This window comes from Avibacterium paragallinarum (genome assembly GCF_900450705.1).
Taxonomy (GTDB): Bacteria; Pseudomonadota; Gammaproteobacteria; order Enterobacterales; family Pasteurellaceae; genus Avibacterium; species Avibacterium paragallinarum.
This window is the reverse complement of record NZ_UGHK01000003.1, coordinates 153,103-173,126: the sequence shown is the minus strand read 5'-3', so window position 1 is coordinate 173,126 and position 20,024 is coordinate 153,103. Positions and strand designations below refer to the sequence as shown.

The following is a 20,024-nucleotide window of genomic DNA, read 5'->3' as shown; positions in this document are numbered from 1 at the left end:
GGTCGCCATATTGAGCTTGGTCACCACATTAAACAGCACACCTTGCACCCGTTGCTCGCCGTGTTGATATTGGGCATCTTCCACCATTTTTTCGCCCATACCTGTTTGGTCGAGATTGCACGCAACCACATTATATTGACGCATCACACGGTTTAACTCGTCCAACTGATGGCGTAACTTAGTACGTTTTAAGGTGATGATTTCGCGCGTCCAATACACATCGCCCACCAGTTCCAGCACCCAAATTACGGTTAAATCTCCCCGCACTGCAATATCCATACCTACAAAGCAAGGGTTGCCCGTGTAATTTTCGGGTTTTCCTGCTTGCGGATGCTCGACGCCGTCAATTAAGTCATAAGAAAGCCAACTACTGGCTTCATCAAGCCACTTAAGTTCAAATTCTTGCGCCCACGCATCTTCATCATTTAAGCCCTTACGGAGCTGTTCAATGTTGCGTGGAAGACCATCAGCAACGGCTTGATAAATATCTACTTGATGACGCGACCATTCAGTATTGTCAAGATCAGTCATCAGCTCATAAAATTTATTGCCCTTGCCATTAGGCGTACTCACTACCCGCAATTTCCAGCCTGCCGAAATCACAGGGAACAAGGCTTTCCAAATCTCACGGCTGTCTTGGTGAAAAGCAAACTCGTCCAAAAACACGTTAGCCGAAAAGCCCCGAGCGGTGTCAGGATTGGCTGGGAGTGCGGTAATTTTTGAACCGCTAGGGAAAATCACTTCAAGGGCATTAATGGTGGTATCTTCTTTAAAAGGGACTTCTAAGATTTCGCAAACCATCCCCATTGCTTCCATATGGCGTTTTACACCCTCGTTCATCGCTTCTTTTGCTTGGCGTTCCCCACGGCTTAAAATCACCCAACGGACTTTTTCACCCCGTGCTTCGGCCTCCAAGCAATCCAGCACAATTTCAAGGGTGGTAGTAAAAGTTTTCCCAGTTTGTCGTGCAAACATCGCTACCTTAAAACGGCTTTTATCATTCAACCATTTTTTCTGATAGCCATAGAGAACCGTGTTATTCGATGCCATAGACTGCTTTCACCATTTTTGTTACATCGTCCATACTCACCCCTGTTTCTTTCGCGCTTCTTCTACCGCTTCCGCCGCACGTTTAATGGTTTCTTGACGGATAGCCTGCTCACGTTTTAAAACTCAGACTTTTCTGCCTGCTCTAAACGTTGTACTGCAGCAGAGAGTAGCGCAATAGACTTCGGATCAGCACTACCGTCCTCACTCATTCCAAGCGAGGTTTCAAAGGCAATGTTTTTCACAATTTCCATCAACATTTTGCCAATATCAGACTGTGGTGCCTCACCAAATTGCTTCGTCCAAATTTCTGCAATTTCGCGAGATTGACGGATTTTTGCCCCCATTTTTTCCATTCGGCTGGCATAACGATTAAGCCCTGTTTTGCTTAACAAGGCTGTTTCAGGTAATCCACAATCACGGATCAAATCATTGATCTCTTCCAAAATTTCCGCTTGGGAATATTGCTTGTCGCGCAACATCATTGCGAGCTGGGTTTTGATATTCGGTGGCAATAAATCCACTTTGCTTGCACGCCCACGCTTGAGTTTTTCGCTCATTTAAACCTCCTTTAAATACGGTTTAAAACTTCGGGGCAGGTTTTTTCACGCCATCAACAACCGCTTCGCCGTTAGCTACATCAAGCCCTCGCTGGGTGATGGTTGCAATCATAAAACCACTTTTGAGTCGCTCAATTTGCACAAGTCCTTGTTCTTCCAGCCAATTCAAATGGTTACGCACTAAATCTCGGCTAATGTTATGCCCATAAAGGGCAAGGCAATCATCTAAAATAGACTCATTGGCGTCATAACCCGCATCTACAAGAGAGCGTAAAATGACAAGGCGTTGGTCTTTAATAAAAATCTCTCGCATAGTTATCCTTTTACACGTTCTTCAATTAATAATGCCACCTGATGACTTAGGGTGGATAAACGAGCATTGGTGGTATTCGTCTCCCCCTTGATTTCCGTCATCAAAATCTTCAAGGCAGATAAATCTTCTTTTGTCGGCATATGCTCAAGGGTATCCTCCACCTTTGTAAGCCGTTGCTCCACCTCATCAATATTTTTTCGGATAGCGTCAATTTCACTGCGTTTGGGGTATTTGCTGTCCATTGATAGTTTCATCCCTGCCCAAACAGAGCCAATGACGGTTGCGACCAATCCCCAATGCTTTTGGATAAACTCTAATAACTCCATCATCATTTTTTATCCTCTTGGCAAATCGCCCGATAAGTGGCGTTATGCACCGCAATTTGGCGCAGGGTTTCGGTGGTATCCTGCCGACTGGCTTGGATTAAGCCAAAGCCCGAGCAACTCGGATTAATCACGGAGATCGCCTTGTTGCTGCAGGCGGTCAATAAGGTCATTGCGATCAGCAGCGCGGTGGTTTTTTTCATTGTTTTTTCTCACTTCAAACTGTTTTACTTGGGCTTGTGCCACGGCTTTTTCTTGCTCAAGGTGCTCTACGGTGGCAAACATTTGTTCTAGGTTTCGCTCAGCTTTTTTAAATCGCCATACGGCGTAAACCACAAATAAGGCAAAGCCACTGAGGGCAATTAAACTTGCGGATAACATCATTGTTCTTCTCCTTGTGGTGATGACTTACGGCGATTAAGGGCGTTAGCAAAGCCTTTGGTTGCCACACCACCGCCACAGAAGAGCGCAAAGGTAGTGAAAAGCTCGCCTACATTGGAGCGGTCTAAATAGACGCTATAAGCCAAAATCACCGCCATTAACAGCGCACCGAAAAACTGGATAAATGCCGTGGTGCTAAGGCGACCGTTGTCGTTAGTAATTAATTCTTTTAATGCCATTAGTAACTCCATAATAAGTAAAATTTTTGTGCCGCTGTGCGGCCACCATTAATTGCCTTATTACGTTTGGCGTTATTACTCATTCGCCATCCGCGTGTAAATTTTTTGCCCCAATAAAATTGTATTGATGCACGCATTTTTACCCCTTAAACAGATGATCTACGTTAATAATCTGCTCGCTATCAAGCCAACTCCAAACGTCAAAGCACGGACAATCCTTGAGCCACTCATTGGGCGTAATCGTGCCGTCGCCATTAAGGTCTGGGCTTAAATCGCGATGTCCACAAATTCGTGCATCTGGATATTTAGCCTCTAACTCTTGTAATAGCTTGTGTAAGGCTTGCCATTGTTTGGCGGTGTAGCGTCCGTAGTTTTTGCCTGTAATGCTAATGCCACCCACCAGACAAATCCCTAGGCTGTGGGCGTTATGCCCTTTGACATGCGCCCCGTTTTCTCCCTCTTGACGACCAGTTTCAATCGTGCCATCGGTATCAATAACAAAGTGGTAGCCAATATGTGGCAAGTGCGGGTTAAAATGTTTGGTGTTGATAGGGTTACGCTTAAAACCACGCTGCTTATGCCAGCTGTCAATCACTTGAGCGGCGGATTTTGTTTTATTGCGTAAGGATTTACCGTTCTGCGTGGCAGAACAGTGGATCACGATTTTGGTAATGGGAAAGGGCATATAACATAAACTCCTTCTAAATGCTTTTAAAAGGAGTTTAAAGATTTTGTTTAAAGAACTATTTTAAAGTGGTTTAAAGATTTTTTACTTAAACATATCAAACTGCCGACGGTCGATCTCTTCCTTTTGCATCCGTTTAACTATCTGATATACCCATTGCATTGATACGCCATACTTACGGGCAAGCTCACGGTGATTAACCCCGTTAAACTCACGCCAAATTTTCAAATCACGTTCAGATAATGCTAATAGCAAAGCACGAGGGATATAAATAATCTCCCCCGCCCAAGCTCTTGAAATCCGCATTGCCACATCAACTCCCGCTTGTTTGGCTTGTTCTTCGGGCATTTCATAACGATTGATTAACTCTTGCTCAACATGAGCTGCTAAATCTGCCAACACTTCTGGGGCTTTGCGTTCAAACACATCTAATTTGTCTTTATCCATTTTTCCTCTCCACCCGTTTTTGCCATTGTTTTAACCGCTCTAACACCTGTGTCGCCAACTTGTTATCCCCATTTAACCCTGCCACCGTCATAATCAGCACGTTATTGCCTTTTTTCACTAGCTCAACATTGACAATATTGCGGGCAAACTGGTCAAGGGCGGTATCTGACCCATCACGAATAATGCCCTGCTTGTGCATTGCTCGCCAAAGCACGCGGATTTTATCCACAATAGTCGGTTTCGCAGTTCTCATTTTGCCTGTTGTCCGAACGGCTTTTTTTGCGGTGTTACGAAAGCCTTTATCTTCCAATTCGTGTAAAACCTGACTAAGTTCTTTAATCGTCATTTGCTTCGTTGAGCTTTTGCCCGTGAGCCGTTCTAGCATTGCACGATAACTAAGCTCATCTATACCGAGCTTTTGCTTGGCGATATGGATAAGCTGGATATATTTGGGTTTAGTGTACATTAGACCTCCCTTAAAACACATTATTCCGCCCTCTCAGTTCCCCTCTTTTGTAAAGAGGGGCTAGGGGAGATTAAAAGGGCGGTAAATGGGTTTTAATCTGCTTGCCCCATTGTTCCCCACATCACTTCTTTAATAGTCTGTTCGGGGTGCTTACGTTGGGCTTTAATCAATTTTTTCAAAATTGGGCGAACGTGTTTGATATATCGCATCGCTTCATCTAAATCCATCACAATAAGCTCTAGGCAATCTAAGGGGGAAATACAATCCGCAGAAAGCGTTTCTACTGTTTCCCCCTCTGCTAGCTCAATCGCTTTAATTGCCTCATATTCTTGCTGTACTTCGCCATCAATATAGCGATCCCACAGAGCTAAAGCCTCATTTAGGCAATCATCAGCAATATCCATTGAGATCCAAATACTGCCTCGTTCTTGATTAGTTAATATCGTTTTCATTTTTTGCTCCTAATTTCTTTGTTTCGGTTCCATTTACACCGTGATTTAACTCAACTTTTCGCCCTTCCTCAAAACCAAGCCAACGAGAGTTATCATTTTTTTCTTTTGTATTTCCGCTTTCTCGACTTTTGCACTTCCCAAAATTTCTTGCGGATTCCACTTTTGTTTTATAATAAGCACTCATCAATTGGCTTTCTTCTTCAGATACAGCAAATTTTTCCACATTTTTAGCGACACCCATTACCCACCCTTCGCAAAAGGCATCGGCTCTCGCAATCAATGTACTGCGTTTTAATTTCTTATTTTGTTTTGCATTAAAAGCTTTTCGGGCTTTTTGTAATTGTCGATATAGCACATCAAAACAATATGAGGCGATAGTGGGCTTTTCTTGCACACCGAAAAACACCATGTGACATAGACCTTCGCCATATTCGCTACCATCGTCATAATAATTAGCGACATAGGCTTCAACCCCAAATGCTTTGCGTATTACGCCTGAAAGCATTAAGACATATCGTGCAGTCTTCATTGCAAATCTCTTTTGGTTATGTATTGATGACACCTCAATATCAACCTGATTTATTTGATGTTCAGCCATTAATTTCTGTGCCATCTCTAACGCTTTTGCTGCCTCGTGAGGATTGCTTGATTTACTTAGTGCAAGCAACTTTTTTATTTTTCTTAATAGTTTTTCGCGTTTCATTTTATCCCCTCACTACTTGCCATCTCGCTTTGGGCAACTGATTTTGCACCAGCTCCAGATACACCCCCGCCGCAATATAGTTGCCCGTATTAATCGCTCTGACTGCTTGTTGAAGCTGTCCGATCATCATATCCAGCTTGAGTGCAAGTTCACTTTGCTTTTGCGTTGTCATAGCTCTTCAACCTCCACAACCTCGTCAATTTCCGTAATCTGATGAGGCAATTTATTCAGGTCTAAGGTGTTTAAATCACATTTTTCCGCCGCCTGCTCAATGCTTTCGGCTTCTACGGTGATTTCAACCATTCCATAAACTCTGACAAGGTATTTATTCTTCATCTTCGCCTTCCTCATTGACAAAATTAATTCGATACTTCAGACCAATAGCGTAGCCTTCATGGATTTCTTCCAGTAGTTGGTCGATATAACATATCGCATCGTCTTTGGTTTCAGCTTCAATACCCAAAGTCAATTTAACGTCTATTTCAGCGTGATAATTCATTGTCATTGCTCCTATTTTTTGATTTAAAACACTTTATAAACGCCCCTTAAATCAGGTTTAAAGAGCGTTGAAAAGGGTTTTAACTCTTTGTAAATAGCCACATAATCCAACCCATTAAGGCAAAATAGCCCAGCACAATAATCACATCACCCATTTACACCTCCTGTTCAAACGGTTTGATCACAAAATCTTCCACGGCAGTTTTAATCGTAATGCCCGTGACCGTTGATGCGATATTTGGCTCTGCGAGCATCGCTTCTTTGTTTGGCTCTTCTTTGGTGCGGATAAACTGAGTTAATCCTAACGCACGCAATCTTGCCAACACTTCGTCCGCTTTGCGGATTGATACACTCGGTGGACGTTGTCGCCATTGCACTTCGCCCGTGTTAAAGCTGCCCGTTTTCGTTTTACCGTTTTGTGTCAGCTCCGCACGGTTGGCTTCACACCACACTTCGATAGCTTTTTGTAAAGGCTTCATTTGCTCCTGAAGAGCGGTGATTTTTGGGGCATATTTTTCGGTAATCGCTGCCAGTTCGTCATTTTGGTGGGTCGCAAGGCGTTGTAACTCACGTTGCAAATCGCCAATATCTTTAATCGCAATCTCCACTTCTTCTCGGGTTTGATAGCGGATGGTGTCGCTTTTTAGTTTGGTTTTACTCATTGTTTTCTCCTATGGGTTAGCTGATTGATTACAGGTATAAACGTCATAATTGGCGTTGATTTTTGGGGTGATGCCGCCATTATTAACAACTAAATACACCACGCCACCTTTGCAAATTTCCGCAATTCGCACGTCGGTAAACTTGGCACGGGTTTGTCCATCACACCCTGCCAATAAAAGTGCGGTGCAAATTAGGGTGAGTTTTTTCATTTTTTTCTCCTTATAGTTCATCGGTGGTATAACCGATTTTGATTGCCATTAAGCGGTTTGGATTTTGTTCTGCTAACTTATGTATTCTGCTACTGGCTAGCATACGGATATAACCTTGGCTTTTGTTTAATCGTCTTGCTAGCTCTGCGGCTGTGCCATCAGCGATATTGATTTCGCCTTTATAGATTGCATAAACGGTATGGCATTTTGCTTTCCCCCGTTCGCCGCACTTTCTAGTTGGCATAACTCCTCCAAACCACCTTAATGCCTTCCACTATCATTTGCCACTCGTCAAAGCGTTGTCCATCATTGCCGAGGATATACCGCATCGCTTGAGCGGTTTTTTCTAGTTCTTTGGTGTTATGGTTGGGTTGCACCCGCACTTTTGGTTTGATATGTTCAAAATGCACATTAATCACGTGCAAGCCCATTTCTTCCAGCTTTCTAATGCACTTTTGCACTTGGCTTAGGTAGTTCAACACCATCTCGTTATTGCCTCGTAAAACAGGGTTTGGGTGGGTTAATGTGGTGCGTTTCATACCGTTCCCCCTTGCAATTCATTTTTCGCCGCTAAAATGTAGTCATAATCAAGGCGTTTGTTGTCGCCGTTGGCACTAAACCACGCAAGGCGTAGCACTTGGGTTAAAATGCGTAAGCCACCACCTCGCTTGCCTGTTTCTGCTAATAAGCTGATCAGTTTTTTATCTGTGGTATCCAGTTGCCACGCATTGGCAATGGCGACAATGTCTTCTTTTTTGCAATGCTGAATGCTTTCGTTTTTCGCACTACGCGACCAAAGGCGGGCAAAATCGTGGCTTTGGTTAATGCCACCACGCATACGGGTGTAAACCTTGTCATTCCCAATTAAAGTCATTCCTACATCGCAGGCTTCCTGAATAAGACGTAACTCTTCCAGCGTTTCATAAGAGAGGTGATCCGCCTCATCAACAATCAGCAAGCCTTTTGTGCCTTTCATTCGGCTTTCAATTAAGCGTGCAAGGGCTGCCTTGCGTTTTGGCGGTTCGCCCACGCCCAATTCAAGAGCGATTTCATAAAGCATTTCCGCAAGGCTGGCACGGCTTGGGTGGGCGGTAACCAGCCACACATTACGGTGGCGTTTTTGATACTCCCGTGCGGCGACTGTTTTACCTGCACCACTCATTCCAAACACAGTGGTAATACAGCCTAACGCATGAGCATAACTAATAATGGTGTGAATAAGCTCGGCGGTTGGGGTTTTAATAAACTCAGGTGCGGTCATAAATTGACTGCGTTTTATTTCACGCTGTTCTAGCCAACTTTCTAGCGATTGGGTGATTTTGTCATTATCCCCTGTATATTTACCATTGAGATAACTTGAGATAACAGGTGGCGTTACCCCAATTTCTTTTGCAAGTTGCATACGGTTAATTTCACCGCTTTCAATAATTTGCTTGATTTGTTCAATTAATGTCATAATGTCATTCCCTTGTTCTAGTGGATCAGCTTATGGATCGTGTTATTATTAAATTTGCCCAAAAACATCAAAGAACAGTGTTTAAAGGCATTCCTAAATCAGTTAAAAAACGTTTAAATTTCATCTTGCATAAAATTAACTTTTCCCGTTACACTCTTATTGAACAGCGTTTTTTGCCTTACGTTGAAGAATTTACCTATGCAAAGAGTGAAGAACATCAAGTCAACTTGGTTTACTGGTTTAGCCGTCATTTCAAAATACCCCCAAAAGACGTCTATTTACTTTTACTCTTCGCGAAATGGCGATACTTAACGCGGCTTGATAGTCTTTCAACGCGACTTGCAAAGAGCGGGGAAGTGTCGTATCGGCAAGAAATTGTTCAGTCAATTCCCACTTTCTTGCAACGCTACTCAAGGCTTGCCTTTCAAGTTGAGCGACAACTTCCTCGTTTTCTTTTGCTTGATTGAGTTGTTCTGTATTTTCACGTTCAAGGGCTTTGAGTACGTTTGCGACCTTTAGGCTCTTTTTACGTTGTAGATTTCGTTGTTTCATCACTTTCTCCTGTTGCTTTAATCATCATTTAATAACTGTTTAAACTTCGCTACACCTTTGGCAAATCCGTTTTCGGTAGGGGGATCGTCATCCACCACCCAATCCATTTCTTCGACTTTGCGTTGTAAATTCCCCTCGAACATTGCTAGTCGCTTGACTTTCTTCGGCTCAACTAACTCCGCCTCTGGTACGTCGTCAAAATGCTTGCGGTATTGTTCGTGTTGGTGTTTGTCCATTTTCTCTAGGGTTTGTACTTGCTTTTTGGTTTGGCGTGCTTCTTGTGCCTCTAAGCGACGTTGCATTGCCGCCCCTTTCATGCTGTCAAAGGCAAGTGGCTTATCACATATCGCATCACACAAATACACGCCATTTAAGTCATACACATACACCGTGCCGTGTAAGTCATCGGGATCAAACCGCACCACCACATAAGGGTATTGCCCGCCCTGTAAGGCTTCGGCATAGTAGGTGTTTTTCTCGCCGTCTAGGCGGTAGCCTGCTTTGAGGGTAAAACAGCCGTATTTGTCCACTTTGGTGCTTTCGCCTAACATCATTAATTGGCGTAACTGCTCATCGGTAGGTTTTATCACTTCAACTTGGGCATAATCCCTTGCCCATAACTCATCGGCACTGTAAATGCCTTGCCCTAGCTCACTTTGGCGTCCTTTCTTGGCGTTCCACTTACGCACACCCTCTTCAACAATTTGTAAAAATGTCGCTTTATCTAAGCCTTTTTTGTATTGGTAGTTTTCGGGTTTTTCCGTTGGGCTATCCCCCGTAAAAAAGCCTTCGCAACGGCGGTTTCGGTCAATGTAAGCGGGCAATCCATCACGTCTAAACGCACGCTCAATCGGCTTGGCTCGTCCATTGCCTCGCCCTTTAAATACAAGGGTTCGGATCACTTGGATACCAAGGCGTTCAAACAACCCATCAACCACAATGGCTTTATTCCGCTTACCTCGTTTGGTTTGGGTGGAGGTTTGCAAATCAGAGGCGGCTCGGGTGTTATCCATTAAAATTTTCTTTGGGATGCCATATTGTTTGATTAATCGCAGGGTGGCTTGACGGATTTGATCGCCGTTTTCGCTGTCGTCCACGCAGTACGCCAAAATGCGACGGGTGCGAACATCTTGCCAAAACCAGGTTTTCGGGCGGATAGGGCGGCTGCCGTCCTCATACCAATCCACAAACACGTTATGCTGATAGCCATCGCCATTGATAATCTCAAGAGCTTCAAGGTGGGCGACGCTACGGCGTTGCGGTTTAACCAACTCACGCAGGGCGTGATCACCGCCCCGCATAAGGGCAATTTGGGCGGGCGTCAGCTCTCGGTTAAATTTGCGTTTTAAGGTGTTAAGACTTGGCACTGCCCAGCCGTTTTCCTCCGCTGCATACATCAGTTCTTCATAACAAATGGCAAAGTTAGGTTGCGATTGACGACAGTATTCCCCCAAAAAGAATTGCCACGCAAGCTCGTCAATCTTGGCATAGCGGCTTGTGGTGTCGCGCTCAACTCTATCTAACAACAACGGCAACCAGTTGCTTTGTGGGTGATTTTTCACTTTGTACCACCAACGCTTCAGACTTCCACGGCTCACCGCTTCACCTTCTTGCCCCGCAAAATGCTCAACCACCCGATCCATGGCGTCCATTAATTTAAGGCGCATATCCAACAACCCCTTGAGCTTCATCACCGCATTAAAACGACGTTCAGCACGGCGTTCTTGTTCATTAGTAGCCGAAGCGAGGACATTCCAAGCACTTTCGGTCATTTGCTTTTCAGCCTGTTTTTTCACCGCACTTGGTTCTGGTAAGGTGGTGTTTTTAAGTAAAATTTCGGCTTGGACATCTACTGGAAGAGAGGAAAGTTCAAATTCTATTCCTCCGCCTTGACCTGATCTTTTTCTGCCTTTCCATTCATTCTTTTTAGCTTGATATAAAATACCTTGCACACTATTAGGTAAACAGTTTAAACTTAGATCTAGTAATTCTTTTGCAGAATAGTGTATTTTTAAGTGTGCCTTTACCATACATTCACCTTTAAACTATCTATCTGCAAATTTTTTATTGTTACGGTGAGCGTAACGTGCAGCCCAAATTTCCTCTGCGGGAATACCAATGGCTTCAGCAATAATACGTTCACCTTTAAGCCAAGGTCGATCTAAAGCATTCTTTAATGTGCTTCCTTGGCTATAACCGTGTTTTAAAGAGAGTTGTCTTAATGACCAACCCGTTTTGTGAAGAGCAGCGATGATATCGGCTCTATGCCAATCATTCGCTGTTTTTTTATCATTATTTAATGTATTCATTAGATAACCTCTTTTGTTTAACTAAGTAAATAATATTACACTTTAATGTTTAAGTAAAGTTTAAAAAGAGCTTTTTAAAGTTATTTTTGACAAAAAATAAACACAAAAGAGTTATGTGATTGATTTTCTTATACTTTAAAACTTTAAAGTGGTCTATTTGGATTTTTTAAAGTAATGAAACCTAAGTTTAAAAATGAATTCAATATAGGAACTCGTATTAAAGAGTGCAGGGAAGCATTAGGATTAAGCAGAAATGTTGTTTGCGATATGCTTGGAGGTATATCTTTAACAACCTTAACATTATGGGAAAAAAATGAAAGGGAACCTCAGGCAGGTGTTCTAATTAAATTAGCCGAGATACTAAAAACTACCCCAACTTATCTATTAACTGGGAATAAAGAAGAAGTTATAAAAGCTGAACCAGCAAATATATCTAATCAACTTACCGTAGAACAGGCTTTACAAGCCTTACAACAAGCCATAGAAAGGCAAAAGCCAAAAGATAACCTCGTGCTTGATGGCGTGCCGTTAAAAGTGGAAGAGATGACCGTGATACGAAATTATCGGCAAACGGATGATAGAGGAAGGGAAGCTATTTTAACGCTTTCTTACACAATGCTAGGCTGTGTAACTAGTAGTGCCAGCGATGATGACAAGGATGAAAACATCGCAATGGTTGCAAATGGATCTTGATAAACAAGCAAGTAACGATGCCATATTTTAAAACCATTTAAACGCTATTTAAATCGCCGTTAAATTTTCTCACTTTATGTGTATTTTTTACGGCTTTTTACACTTTTTTTCTCATTTTGTTTTTCTAACTTTTACCCATAAAAAAAGGGGGCTGACCTCTCTCAACCCCTTATTCTATAAGACTTCTGACCCACTTAATTCCGTTTAATTCAACATAAGTCCTAATTTCTCACTTTGTGTGGATGTTCTCAGTGCCTAAATCCTCACCCACGACAAGGCATTGATTTCGTTGGCTTTCAATGGCTAAAATCGCCATTAATTCAGCGAAAGGATAATGCACATAAAGTCCATCGGCTGCGGTTTTTTCTGGCGGAATAAGCCATAAACGGAACAGCCCCATAATATGATCGATACGCAACACGCCAAAATGTTGCATATTGGCACGCAATAATTCAATAAACGGTTGGAAACCTCGAGCTTTCAACTCAGTCGGATTATAAGGCGGAATATTCCAATTTTGTCCCACAGGCCCTAAAGGATCAGGCGGTGCGCCGACAGAAGCCTGAATGCAATATAAATCAGGATCTGCCCACACATCGGCACTGCCTCTTGAACTGCTCACCGCTAAATCGCCATAAATGCCTAGCGACATTCCTTTATGACGACATAATTTTTGCACGCCATTAAGCTGTTCGTGGGTGAGCCATTGTAGCCAACAATAAAACATCACATTTTCTTTATGCTGACGAACTAATTTATCCCTTTGTGTATCATTAAGTTGTTGATATTTTTGCCAACCGAGCCAACCAATATGCTGTTCGTCTTCCTTGTGTTGATGTGTGGCTTGCTGATCTAAAACTTCAAATAAACCTTGGTATAACAAGCCCTTACCTTGCTGTTGCACAAAATCCTTAAAAGCTTTCTGCCGAGCTTGCATTTTCGCCGCACGGCTACGCTGAAAATAGGCATATAATTTTTCAAGTGCGGTCAATTTTAAGGGCAGAATTTCTGCATAATTTACTTGCTCATTTTGGCGTAAAGCCGAAATTTTCTCTTGAACCTCCGCTTGCTTCAGCCAATTTTGCACGGATTTACACAATTTATATTCAGGCAGCTCGTCAATGGCTAAGTACAGCCAATTTAGGTAACGCCTTGAATTGGCACTGTAAGGACTTGCCCATTCCGGCACGGCAGAATACATTGCGTGTAACGGGTTAATACCAATAAATTCTGCTCCATAAATCACGCCCTGTTCCACCAAATAGGCGAGATCGGCAAAATCCCCAATTCCCCAATTTCGATCCGACCGCAAACTATAAAGTTGCACATTCAAGCCCCACACTTTTTGCTGTTGCAAAATTTCAGCTTGATACGCCGTTTTTGGGCTAACCAGTAAGCGAACGTGGTAAGTTTTATCGGCAGTGGTGAGCTGTAAAAGATAATAACCAAAAGGAAGAGAAGGAAGCGAAAGATAAGGTTCAGAAAGCGAAATTGAGGCTAAAGGTTGATGTTGTTCATTCAATAATACGGCGTATTTTATGGCTTGGGACGGACTTGGCAAATTTAAACGTTCAACAGGATAGCTTATCGGCTCATTTTCCTGCGCTAAAAAAACGTCATCAAATCGCACCGCACTTTTATTCTGATGGTTATTCTGATTATCCCGATGATGTGCATTTTGATAAGGCGTTTGGCTGAGTAGCTCAGTAAAATACGCCAAACTATCAGGGTTAGCATAAATCAACCGCCCCTCAATATCATAATGGGAAAACTGAATGCCTAACTCCTCTGCCCTTGATTGAATTTGTGTCGTCATATCCATTTGCGTTCCCAACAACCATAAAAACTGGAGAATTAACTTTATTCTACAAATGCGTTGGTTAAAAGCAAACGGTTTCCTTTAAATTCGTGATCTTTGTCAAATAAAGATTTTTTCTTTTAAAGACAAAAGATTGCTAATTGACAGAGATATTTCCAATTTCTAGAATAATGAAACTTCTGTGAGTAATTAAAGGATAAAAATGAATTGGTATTTGTATGTGCTAAAACACTATGCTCAATTTAATGGGCGTGCAAGGCGTAAAGAATTCTGGTGGTTTGTGGCGGTTGATTTTTTACTGTATGTAATTTTAGGTTTACTCGATTTTGTTTTACTTAATAACGATTTCGGATTTAGTGGCATTTATGGACTTGCAACCTTAATTCCTTCTTTGGCAGTGAGAGTAAGACGATTGCACGATACCGATCGCTCTGGCTGGTGGTTATTAATTGCCTTTATTCCAGTAATCGGTTTTATAGTGCTAGTCGTCTTTGCTTGTTTAGATGGAACACAAGGTAAAAACCGCTTTGGCGAAGATCCTAAAAATCCAGTGAATGAGCAAGTCCCCCACGCTAAATTCATTATATAGAAAAAATGCGGTAGTTTTTTACCGCACTTTTTTATTTATCTTTACTCATCATCAATCACAAACTCAAACCAATCAATCACCTCTTTTTCGTGAATGCCGTTGGCAATAGGAATATGTGCGAGCTTTACGCTATTGGGATCGCCAGAAATTAACGGATGCCAATCAAACAGCGGTTTATTTTCGTATAGCAAGCGGTAAGCACAAGTATTAGGAAGCCAGTGAAAATCAGGCAAATTCTTTTTGGTGAGTTTGGTACAATCGGCTTCAAGCTGAAAACGTTGCGAATAATTACCGCACTTTCCTGTTTCTAAATCTAATAAATTGCAGGCAATACGAGTAAAATATAACTTTTTCCGCCGCCCTCCCCCTTCAATAAATTTACGATAACAGCATTTGCCGCAACCATCGCACAAGGCTTCCCATTCTGCTTCATTCATTTCTAACAGCGATTTATGCTGCCAAAAGTTTTTTTCTAATTGCATTGTTATTATTCAATAAAAAAGTGCGGTAAAAATTTTCTCAATTTTTCACCGCACTTATTGTTTAGAAAAGAATTAGAACCCTTCTTTCAAACTCACTGTTAAGTTGAAAATCAGGTGTTCAGGGTGGCTGTCTTTGCTGTCGGCACAGAAATAGCCTTCGCGTTCAAACTGATATGCTTGTTCTTCTTTGGCGTTAGCAAGGCTTTTTTCTGCGAAGCCGTGTTTTACAATCAATGAATTTGGATTTAACACTTCGTAAAGCTCTTCTGCCGCACTTGGGTTTGGCACGGTGAATAATTTGTCGTACAAACGAAACTCCGCAGGCACGTTGTCCGTTGCCGATACCCAGTGGATTACGCCTTTCACTTTGCGTCCGTCCGCTGGATTTTTACCTAAGGTTTCAGGATCATAAGTACAATAAACGGTGGTGATATTGCCTTCAGCATCTTTTTCTACCCGCTCCGCTTTGATCACATAAGCGTTACGCAACCGCACTTCTTTGCCGAGTACAAGGCGTTTGTACTGTTTGTTCGCTTCTTCACGGAAATCCGCTTGGTCGATATAAATTTCTTTCGTGAATGGCAGTTGGCGATGCCCTAGCTCTTCACGATTTGGGTGATTTGGTGCGGTGAGCATTTCTTGCCCGTCAAAGTTTTCAATCACGATTTTTAATGGATTAATCACTGCCATTGCACGCGGAGCATTTTGGTTAAGATCATCACGGATACAAGATTCTAACGCGCTGAACTCCACCACGTTATCTTGCTTGGTTACCCCAATGCGACGGCAAAATTCACGAATTGACGCGGGTGTGTAGCCACGGCGGCGTAAGCCAGAAATGGTTGGCATACGCGGGTCATTCCAACCGTCCACAATTTCATCTTCTACCAATTTCAATAATTTACGTTTAGAGGTTAGGGTATATTCCAAGTTTAAACGGGAAAACTCATACTGATGTGGTAATGGGCGTGGAATGGAAATATGCTCTAGTACCCAGTCGTATAAACGGCGGTTATCTTGGAACTCAAGGGTACAAAGTGAATGGGTAATGCCCTCAATCGCATCGGAAATACAGTGGGTGAAATCGTACATTGGATAAATGCACCATTTGTTGCCTGTATTGTGATGTTTGGCAAATTTAATGCGGTATAACACAGGATCACGCATTACCATAAATGGCGATACCATATCAATTTTGGCACGCAAGCTTGCTTTTCCTTCGGCAAATTCACCATTTTTCATTTTTTCAAATAAAGCAAGATTTTCTTCCACACTGCGATCACGATATGGGCTATTTTTTCCCGGCTCGGTCAGCGTGCCACGATATTCACGCATTTGCTCTGGGGAAAGCTCGTCCACATAAGCCAAGCCTTTTTCAATTAATTCAATGGCATAGCCATAAAGTGCGTCAAAATAATCGGAAGCATAGCGTGCTTTGCCCTCCCAGTGGAAACCTAACCACTCTACATCTTGTTTGATGGAATCCACATATTCCACATCTTCTTTAACGGGATTGGTGTCATCAAAACGTAAATTGCACAGCCCTTTATAATCTTCCGCAATGCCGAAATTTAAGCAAATGGATTTGGCGTGTCCGATGTGTAAATAGCCGTTTGGCTCAGGCGGAAAACGGGTGTAAACGAGGTTTACTTTCCCTGTTTCCAAATCTTCATCAATAATATGACGAATAAAATTGGTAGGTTGATGTTCGTTCTCTATAATATGGCTCATTTTGACCTCAAAATATTCTCGATTTTTGTAAAAAAATTGTTGTCCATTCTACTATGTTTAACGGCAGAATTCAAAAGTGCGGTTGCTTTTCGGTGGATAAATGATACAATGCCCGCACCAAAATGAACGAACGTTCATTCACTATAAAAATTTTTTCCTTAAGGAATTTTTAAGCTGATATCAACTATAATCATCAAGCTAAGCAATTATTGTATTTCGGAGTTTTTATGCGTAAAAAATTAATTTTTACCGTGCTGATTAGCGGGCTTGTTGCCTTTGGTGCTTATAGTTATTTTGCTCATCGCGACCAAGCTGACATCACTTATTTAACCGAAACCGTTCATCGCGGTAATATCAAGCAATCGGTGATCACCGCTGGCACAGTGCGGGCGTATAATCGGGTTCAGGTGGGGGCGCAAGCCTCGGGAAAAATTGAAAAAATCCACGTTGTGCTCGGGCAAAAAATTAAACAAGGCGATCTCATCGCCGAAATTGATTCAAAAAATCAGGTGAATACGCTCAATTCAGCCCAAGCGGAACTGAAATCCTATCAAGCCCAGTTAGAAGCCAAACAGGTGGCTTACAATGTAGCAAAATCTTCTTATGATCGTTTATCAAAATTGTACGCCAATAAATCCACCTCGTTAGATGAATTAAACGCGGCAAAAAATAATTTATCCGCAGCTAAAGCCGCGATTTCAGAAATTGAGGCTTATATTCAACGGGCTAAAATTCAAGTAGATACGGCAAAAACTAATTTAGAATATACCAAAATTCTTTCCCCCCTTGATGGCACGGTAATTTCAATCCCCGTTTCGGAGGGGCAAACGGTCAATGCCAACCAAACCAAACCACTCCAACCATTGTTCAAGTGGCGGATTTAACTAAGATTTTAATCAAGCCTGAAATTTCAGAGGGCGACATCACCAAAGTGAAAGCGGGAATGAAAGTGGAATTTACCACCCTTTCTGATCCCGACAAAGTGTATCATTCCACTATTTATTCTGTTGATCCTGCGGTAACCACGCTGACTGATAATGAATATTCCGAAAGCGTTTCTGACACCAGTGCGGTGTATTATTACGCCAATGTACTGGTTGATAATCCCGATAATCATTTGCGAATTGGTATGACTACGCAAAATACCATTATCATTGCGGACGAAGAAAACACCTTGCTTGTTCCTACCATTACGTTACACAAAGAGGGAAAAGAAACCTTTGTTAATCTCTTGACAGAAAACAATAAAGTTGAAAAACGTGCCGTTGTTACGGGGTTAAATGATGAAATGAACACGCAAATTCTTAGTGGCTTAAACGAAGGGGAAAAAGTGATTTCCTCGCAAGTAAGCAGCGACGAAAAAGTCGGAAACAACTTCCGCGGCCCTCGGATTTTATAAAGTGCGGTGGTTTTTTATGAATATTATTGAATTAACGCACATCAATAAGTTTTTCGGCGAGGGCGAAAACCGCACACAGGTGCTGAAAAATATTAATCTCAACATTCAAAAAGGGGATTTTATCGCCATTATTGGGCAGTCAGGCTCGGGCAAATCTACCCTAATGAATATTATTGGTTGTTTAGATACGGCAACCTCGGGTTCTTATCAAATCGCAGGGCAAGAAGTCAGCCAGCTTGATCGCGACGCCCTTTCTAATTTACGCCAGAAAAAATTTGGCTTTATTTTTCAACGCTATAACCTGCTTTCCACCCTCAGTGCAGTGGAAAATGTCGCCTTGCCTGCCATTTATGCGGGCATTGATCAGCCTACCCTCCTTGCCAGAGCAAAAAGCCTGTTGGAAAAATTGGGGCTGGGCGATCGCTTAGAAAATAAACCAAACCAACTTTCAGGCGGGCAACAACAACGCGTGAGTATTGCTCGTGCTTTGATGAATGGCGGGGAAATCATTCTTGCCGATGAACCCACAGGGGCGTTGGATAGCAAAAGTGGCGAAACGGTAATGGAAATTCTCACCCAGCTACATAGCGAGGGGCATACCATTATTCTCGTTACCCACGACAAAAATGTGGCAAATTTCGCCAATCGCATCATTGAAATTAAAGACGGAGAAATTATTGAAGATCGCCGTAAAGCCGAGCAAATTAGCGAAAAGCAAGCCGTTAGCGTGCAATCTCGTAAAAAACCCTTGCAGTTTTATCGCGATCAATTTGTCGAATCTTTCAAAATGTCCATTAATGCCATTGTGGCACATAAATTACGCTCCTTGCTGACAATGCTCGGCATTATCATCGGCATCACTTCTGTGGTTTGCGTAGTGGCATTGGGAAATGGTTCGCAACAAAAAATTCTTAGCAATATCAATGCCATTGGTACAAATACGATGGACATTTACAACGGTACGGGCTTTGGCGATCAGCGAGCGGCGAAAAATCAAAATCTCACCGTGAGCGATGCCAATATTTTAGCCAAACAAAGCTATATTGATAGCGTTACGCCCAATAGTTCCGTCAGTGGCACGCTAACTTATGGTAGCCAAAGTTTTTCCGCACAAGTGCGGGGCGTTGGTGAACAGTTTTTTAACGTGAAAGGACTGGCTCTCGCACAAGGGCGTTTTTTTACTGCCGATGAAGTGAAAACCAGCGAACAAGTGGCAGTGATTGATGAAAATACCTTAAAAGATGTGTTCAATCATCAAAACCCGCTCGGCAAAATTTTAATGATGAACAAAAAACCGCTGCGTGTCATTGGCGTTGCAAAGAGTAATAATTTTGGAATGAACAGCTCCAGCTTGAATATTTACATTCCCTACACCACCGCGATGAATAAAATTTCAGGCAACCAGAAAATTAGCTCTATTACGGTAAAAATTCGCGATGAAATTAATTCCAAAGTGGCGGAAAAAGATTTAACCAATTTGCTTACCGTACGCCACGGCAAAAAAGATTTTTTTGTGATGAATACGGATACGATCAAGCAAACCATTGAAAGCACTACTAATACAATGAAATTGCTGATTTCCTCTATCGCGTTGATTTCTCTTGTAGTGGGCGGCATTGGCGTAATGAATATTATGTTAGTTTCAGGTACAGAACGCACTAAAGAAATTGGCGTGCGAATGGCGATCGGGGCAAGACAATTCAATATTTTGCAACAATTTTTAATTGAGGAGGTGCTAATTTGCTTAATCGGCGGCAGTACGGGCGTCCTGTTATCACTCTTAATCGGAACGGTGTTTAATCTCTTTGTGCAAGACTTCACAATGATTTTTTCCACCTTTTCCATTGTCGCCGCCCTGCTCTGCTCAAGCTTAATTGGCGTAATTTTTGGTTATATGCCAGCCCAAAATGCTTCGCAATTAAATCCAATTATTGCTTTAGCTCAGGAATAATTTTTTGATAGAATTTCAACCCTTATGAAAGAAAAACTGTGTCAAAATAACACCGCA

28 protein-coding genes and 2 pseudogenes are annotated in these 20,024 nt (G+C 42.3%); 4 read left to right on the top strand and 26 right to left on the bottom strand.

Going from position 1 to position 20,024, the window contains the following annotated elements; translation table 11 throughout:
* The 23 genes from DXZ23_RS15185 to DXZ23_RS15095 form a co-directional block, all read right to left on the bottom strand.
* A partial coding sequence (locus DXZ23_RS15185; RefSeq protein WP_114995562.1) for a terminase large subunit domain-containing protein occupies positions 1 to 1,050 on the bottom strand: 1,050 nt, incomplete at its 3' end.
* A gap of 116 nt (positions 1,051 to 1,166) precedes the next feature.
* Entirely contained in the window at positions 1,167 to 1,607 is a 441-nt protein-coding gene (locus tag DXZ23_RS15180) for a DUF3486 family protein (protein ID WP_370445007.1), read from the bottom strand.
* A 22-nt stretch (positions 1,608 to 1,629) separates the two neighbouring features.
* Complete coding sequence (locus tag DXZ23_RS15175) at positions 1,630 to 1,920, bottom strand: VpaChn25_0724 family phage protein (protein WP_021724093.1); 291 nt, start codon at positions 1,918 to 1,920, stop codon at positions 1,630 to 1,632.
* 2 nt (positions 1,921 to 1,922) lie between these two features.
* Positions 1,923 to 2,252, bottom strand: a complete 330-nt coding sequence (locus tag DXZ23_RS15170) for a DUF2730 family protein (protein WP_017807569.1) — start codon at positions 2,250 to 2,252, stop codon at positions 1,923 to 1,925.
* The gene (locus DXZ23_RS16085) at positions 2,249 to 2,377 is read right to left on the bottom strand and encodes a hypothetical protein (protein ID WP_017807568.1); all 129 of its coding nucleotides are present in this window, start codon (positions 2,375 to 2,377) and stop codon (positions 2,249 to 2,251) included. Before DXZ23_RS16085 ends, DXZ23_RS15170 begins: the two co-directional genes overlap by 4 nt.
* Positions 2,370 to 2,627 carry a DUF2681 domain-containing protein gene (locus DXZ23_RS15165; protein WP_103846695.1) on the bottom strand — a complete coding sequence of 86 codons (258 nt, stop codon included), beginning with the start codon at positions 2,625 to 2,627 and terminating at the stop codon, positions 2,370 to 2,372. Before DXZ23_RS15165 ends, DXZ23_RS16085 begins: the two co-directional genes overlap by 8 nt.
* Positions 2,624 to 2,863 (bottom strand): DUF2644 domain-containing protein, encoded by a 240-nt coding sequence (locus tag DXZ23_RS15160; protein WP_103846694.1) that lies wholly within the window; start codon positions 2,861 to 2,863, stop codon positions 2,624 to 2,626. The genes DXZ23_RS15165 and DXZ23_RS15160 overlap by 4 nt, the downstream gene beginning before the upstream one ends.
* Before the next feature lie 139 nt (positions 2,864 to 3,002).
* Entirely contained in the window at positions 3,003 to 3,548 is a 546-nt protein-coding gene (locus DXZ23_RS15155) for an N-acetylmuramoyl-L-alanine amidase (RefSeq protein WP_114995436.1), read from the bottom strand.
* 84 nt (positions 3,549 to 3,632) lie between these two features.
* Positions 3,633 to 3,995: a Mor transcription activator family protein gene (locus DXZ23_RS15150; protein ID WP_035695609.1), complete on the bottom strand. Its 363-nt coding sequence runs from the start codon at positions 3,993 to 3,995 to the stop codon at positions 3,633 to 3,635.
* Positions 3,988 to 4,461 (bottom strand): gp16 family protein, encoded by a 474-nt coding sequence (locus DXZ23_RS15145; RefSeq protein ID WP_017806101.1) that lies wholly within the window; start codon positions 4,459 to 4,461, stop codon positions 3,988 to 3,990. Before DXZ23_RS15145 ends, DXZ23_RS15150 begins: the two co-directional genes overlap by 8 nt.
* Positions 4,462 to 4,553: 92 nt before the next feature.
* The gene (locus DXZ23_RS15140) at positions 4,554 to 4,913 is read right to left on the bottom strand and encodes a hypothetical protein (RefSeq protein WP_017806102.1); all 360 of its coding nucleotides are present in this window, start codon (positions 4,911 to 4,913) and stop codon (positions 4,554 to 4,556) included.
* Entirely contained in the window at positions 4,894 to 5,616 is a 723-nt protein-coding gene (locus DXZ23_RS15135) for a DUF2786 domain-containing protein (protein ID WP_017806103.1), read from the bottom strand. The genes DXZ23_RS15140 and DXZ23_RS15135 overlap by 20 nt, the downstream gene beginning before the upstream one ends.
* A 1-nt stretch (position 5,617) precedes the next feature.
* Entirely contained in the window at positions 5,618 to 5,788 is a 171-nt protein-coding gene (locus DXZ23_RS15620; protein ID WP_017805651.1) for a hypothetical protein, read from the bottom strand.
* Complete coding sequence (locus tag DXZ23_RS15615) at positions 5,785 to 5,952, bottom strand: hypothetical protein (protein WP_017805652.1); 168 nt, start codon at positions 5,950 to 5,952, stop codon at positions 5,785 to 5,787. The genes DXZ23_RS15620 and DXZ23_RS15615 overlap by 4 nt, the downstream gene beginning before the upstream one ends.
* Entirely contained in the window at positions 5,942 to 6,115 is a 174-nt protein-coding gene (locus DXZ23_RS15610; protein WP_017806104.1) for a hypothetical protein, read from the bottom strand. Before DXZ23_RS15610 ends, DXZ23_RS15615 begins: the two co-directional genes overlap by 11 nt.
* Positions 6,116 to 6,269: 154 nt before the next feature.
* Positions 6,270 to 6,776: a host-nuclease inhibitor Gam family protein gene (locus DXZ23_RS15130; protein ID WP_017806105.1), complete on the bottom strand. Its 507-nt coding sequence runs from the start codon at positions 6,774 to 6,776 to the stop codon at positions 6,270 to 6,272.
* Positions 6,777 to 6,785: 9 nt separating this feature from the next.
* Positions 6,786 to 6,986: a hypothetical protein gene (locus DXZ23_RS15125; RefSeq protein WP_017806106.1), complete on the bottom strand. Its 201-nt coding sequence runs from the start codon at positions 6,984 to 6,986 to the stop codon at positions 6,786 to 6,788.
* A gap of 10 nt (positions 6,987 to 6,996) precedes the next feature.
* Complete coding sequence (locus tag DXZ23_RS15120) at positions 6,997 to 7,230, bottom strand: hypothetical protein (RefSeq protein ID WP_021723750.1); 234 nt, start codon at positions 7,228 to 7,230, stop codon at positions 6,997 to 6,999.
* Entirely contained in the window at positions 7,220 to 7,525 is a 306-nt protein-coding gene (locus DXZ23_RS15115) for an HI_1482 family protein (protein WP_035695611.1), read from the bottom strand. Before DXZ23_RS15115 ends, DXZ23_RS15120 begins: the two co-directional genes overlap by 11 nt.
* On the bottom strand, positions 7,522 to 8,442 hold the full coding sequence (locus tag DXZ23_RS15110; protein ID WP_021723751.1) for an AAA family ATPase: 921 nt from the start codon (positions 8,440 to 8,442) through the stop codon (positions 7,522 to 7,524). Before DXZ23_RS15110 ends, DXZ23_RS15115 begins: the two co-directional genes overlap by 4 nt.
* A gap of 252 nt (positions 8,443 to 8,694) precedes the next feature.
* Positions 8,695 to 8,994, bottom strand: a complete 300-nt coding sequence (locus DXZ23_RS15105; RefSeq protein WP_017807476.1) for a hypothetical protein — start codon at positions 8,992 to 8,994, stop codon at positions 8,695 to 8,697.
* A gap of 17 nt (positions 8,995 to 9,011) precedes the next feature.
* Positions 9,012 to 11,024 carry a transposase domain-containing protein gene (locus tag DXZ23_RS15100; RefSeq protein WP_035696055.1) on the bottom strand — a complete coding sequence of 671 codons (2,013 nt, stop codon included), beginning with the start codon at positions 11,022 to 11,024 and terminating at the stop codon, positions 9,012 to 9,014.
* A gap of 15 nt (positions 11,025 to 11,039) precedes the next feature.
* On the bottom strand, positions 11,040 to 11,303 hold the full coding sequence (locus DXZ23_RS15095) for a helix-turn-helix domain-containing protein (protein ID WP_017807262.1): 264 nt from the start codon (positions 11,301 to 11,303) through the stop codon (positions 11,040 to 11,042).
* 174 nt (positions 11,304 to 11,477) lie between these two features.
* On the opposite strand from DXZ23_RS15095, the gene DXZ23_RS15090 reads away from it, so the two are divergent.
* Entirely contained in the window at positions 11,478 to 11,996 is a 519-nt protein-coding gene (locus DXZ23_RS15090; RefSeq protein ID WP_017807263.1) for a helix-turn-helix domain-containing protein, read from the top strand.
* Between the two features lie 250 nt (positions 11,997 to 12,246).
* On the opposite strand, the pseudogene malQ reads toward DXZ23_RS15090, so the two are convergent.
* Positions 12,247 to 13,818 (bottom strand): annotated as a pseudogene (gene malQ, locus DXZ23_RS15085) (4-alpha-glucanotransferase); the annotation flags it as partial.
* Between the two features lie 199 nt (positions 13,819 to 14,017).
* Between malQ and DXZ23_RS15080 the strand changes: the two are divergent.
* A complete protein-coding gene (locus DXZ23_RS15080) occupies positions 14,018 to 14,404 on the top strand; it encodes a DUF805 domain-containing protein (RefSeq protein ID WP_017807265.1) in 387 nt (128 codons plus the stop codon).
* A gap of 41 nt (positions 14,405 to 14,445) precedes the next feature.
* Here DXZ23_RS15080 and DXZ23_RS15075 read toward each other — a convergent pair whose 3' ends face one another.
* Positions 14,446 to 14,886 carry a YcgN family cysteine cluster protein gene (locus DXZ23_RS15075; RefSeq protein WP_017807266.1) on the bottom strand — a complete coding sequence of 147 codons (441 nt, stop codon included), beginning with the start codon at positions 14,884 to 14,886 and terminating at the stop codon, positions 14,446 to 14,448.
* Positions 14,887 to 14,958: 72 nt separating this feature from the next.
* The gene (gene glnS, locus DXZ23_RS15070) at positions 14,959 to 16,617 is read right to left on the bottom strand and encodes a glutamine--tRNA ligase (protein ID WP_017807267.1); all 1,659 of its coding nucleotides are present in this window, start codon (positions 16,615 to 16,617) and stop codon (positions 14,959 to 14,961) included.
* A gap of 227 nt (positions 16,618 to 16,844) precedes the next feature.
* Between glnS and DXZ23_RS15065 the strand changes: the two are divergent.
* Both DXZ23_RS15065 and DXZ23_RS15060 read left to right on the top strand, forming a co-directional pair.
* Positions 16,845 to 18,016: pseudogene (locus DXZ23_RS15065) on the top strand (efflux RND transporter periplasmic adaptor subunit).
* Positions 18,017 to 18,032: 16 nt separating this feature from the next.
* A complete protein-coding gene (locus DXZ23_RS15060) occupies positions 18,033 to 19,967 on the top strand; it encodes a MacB family efflux pump subunit (protein ID WP_021724717.1) in 1,935 nt (644 codons plus the stop codon).
* Positions 19,968 to 20,024: the final 57 nt, after the last annotated feature.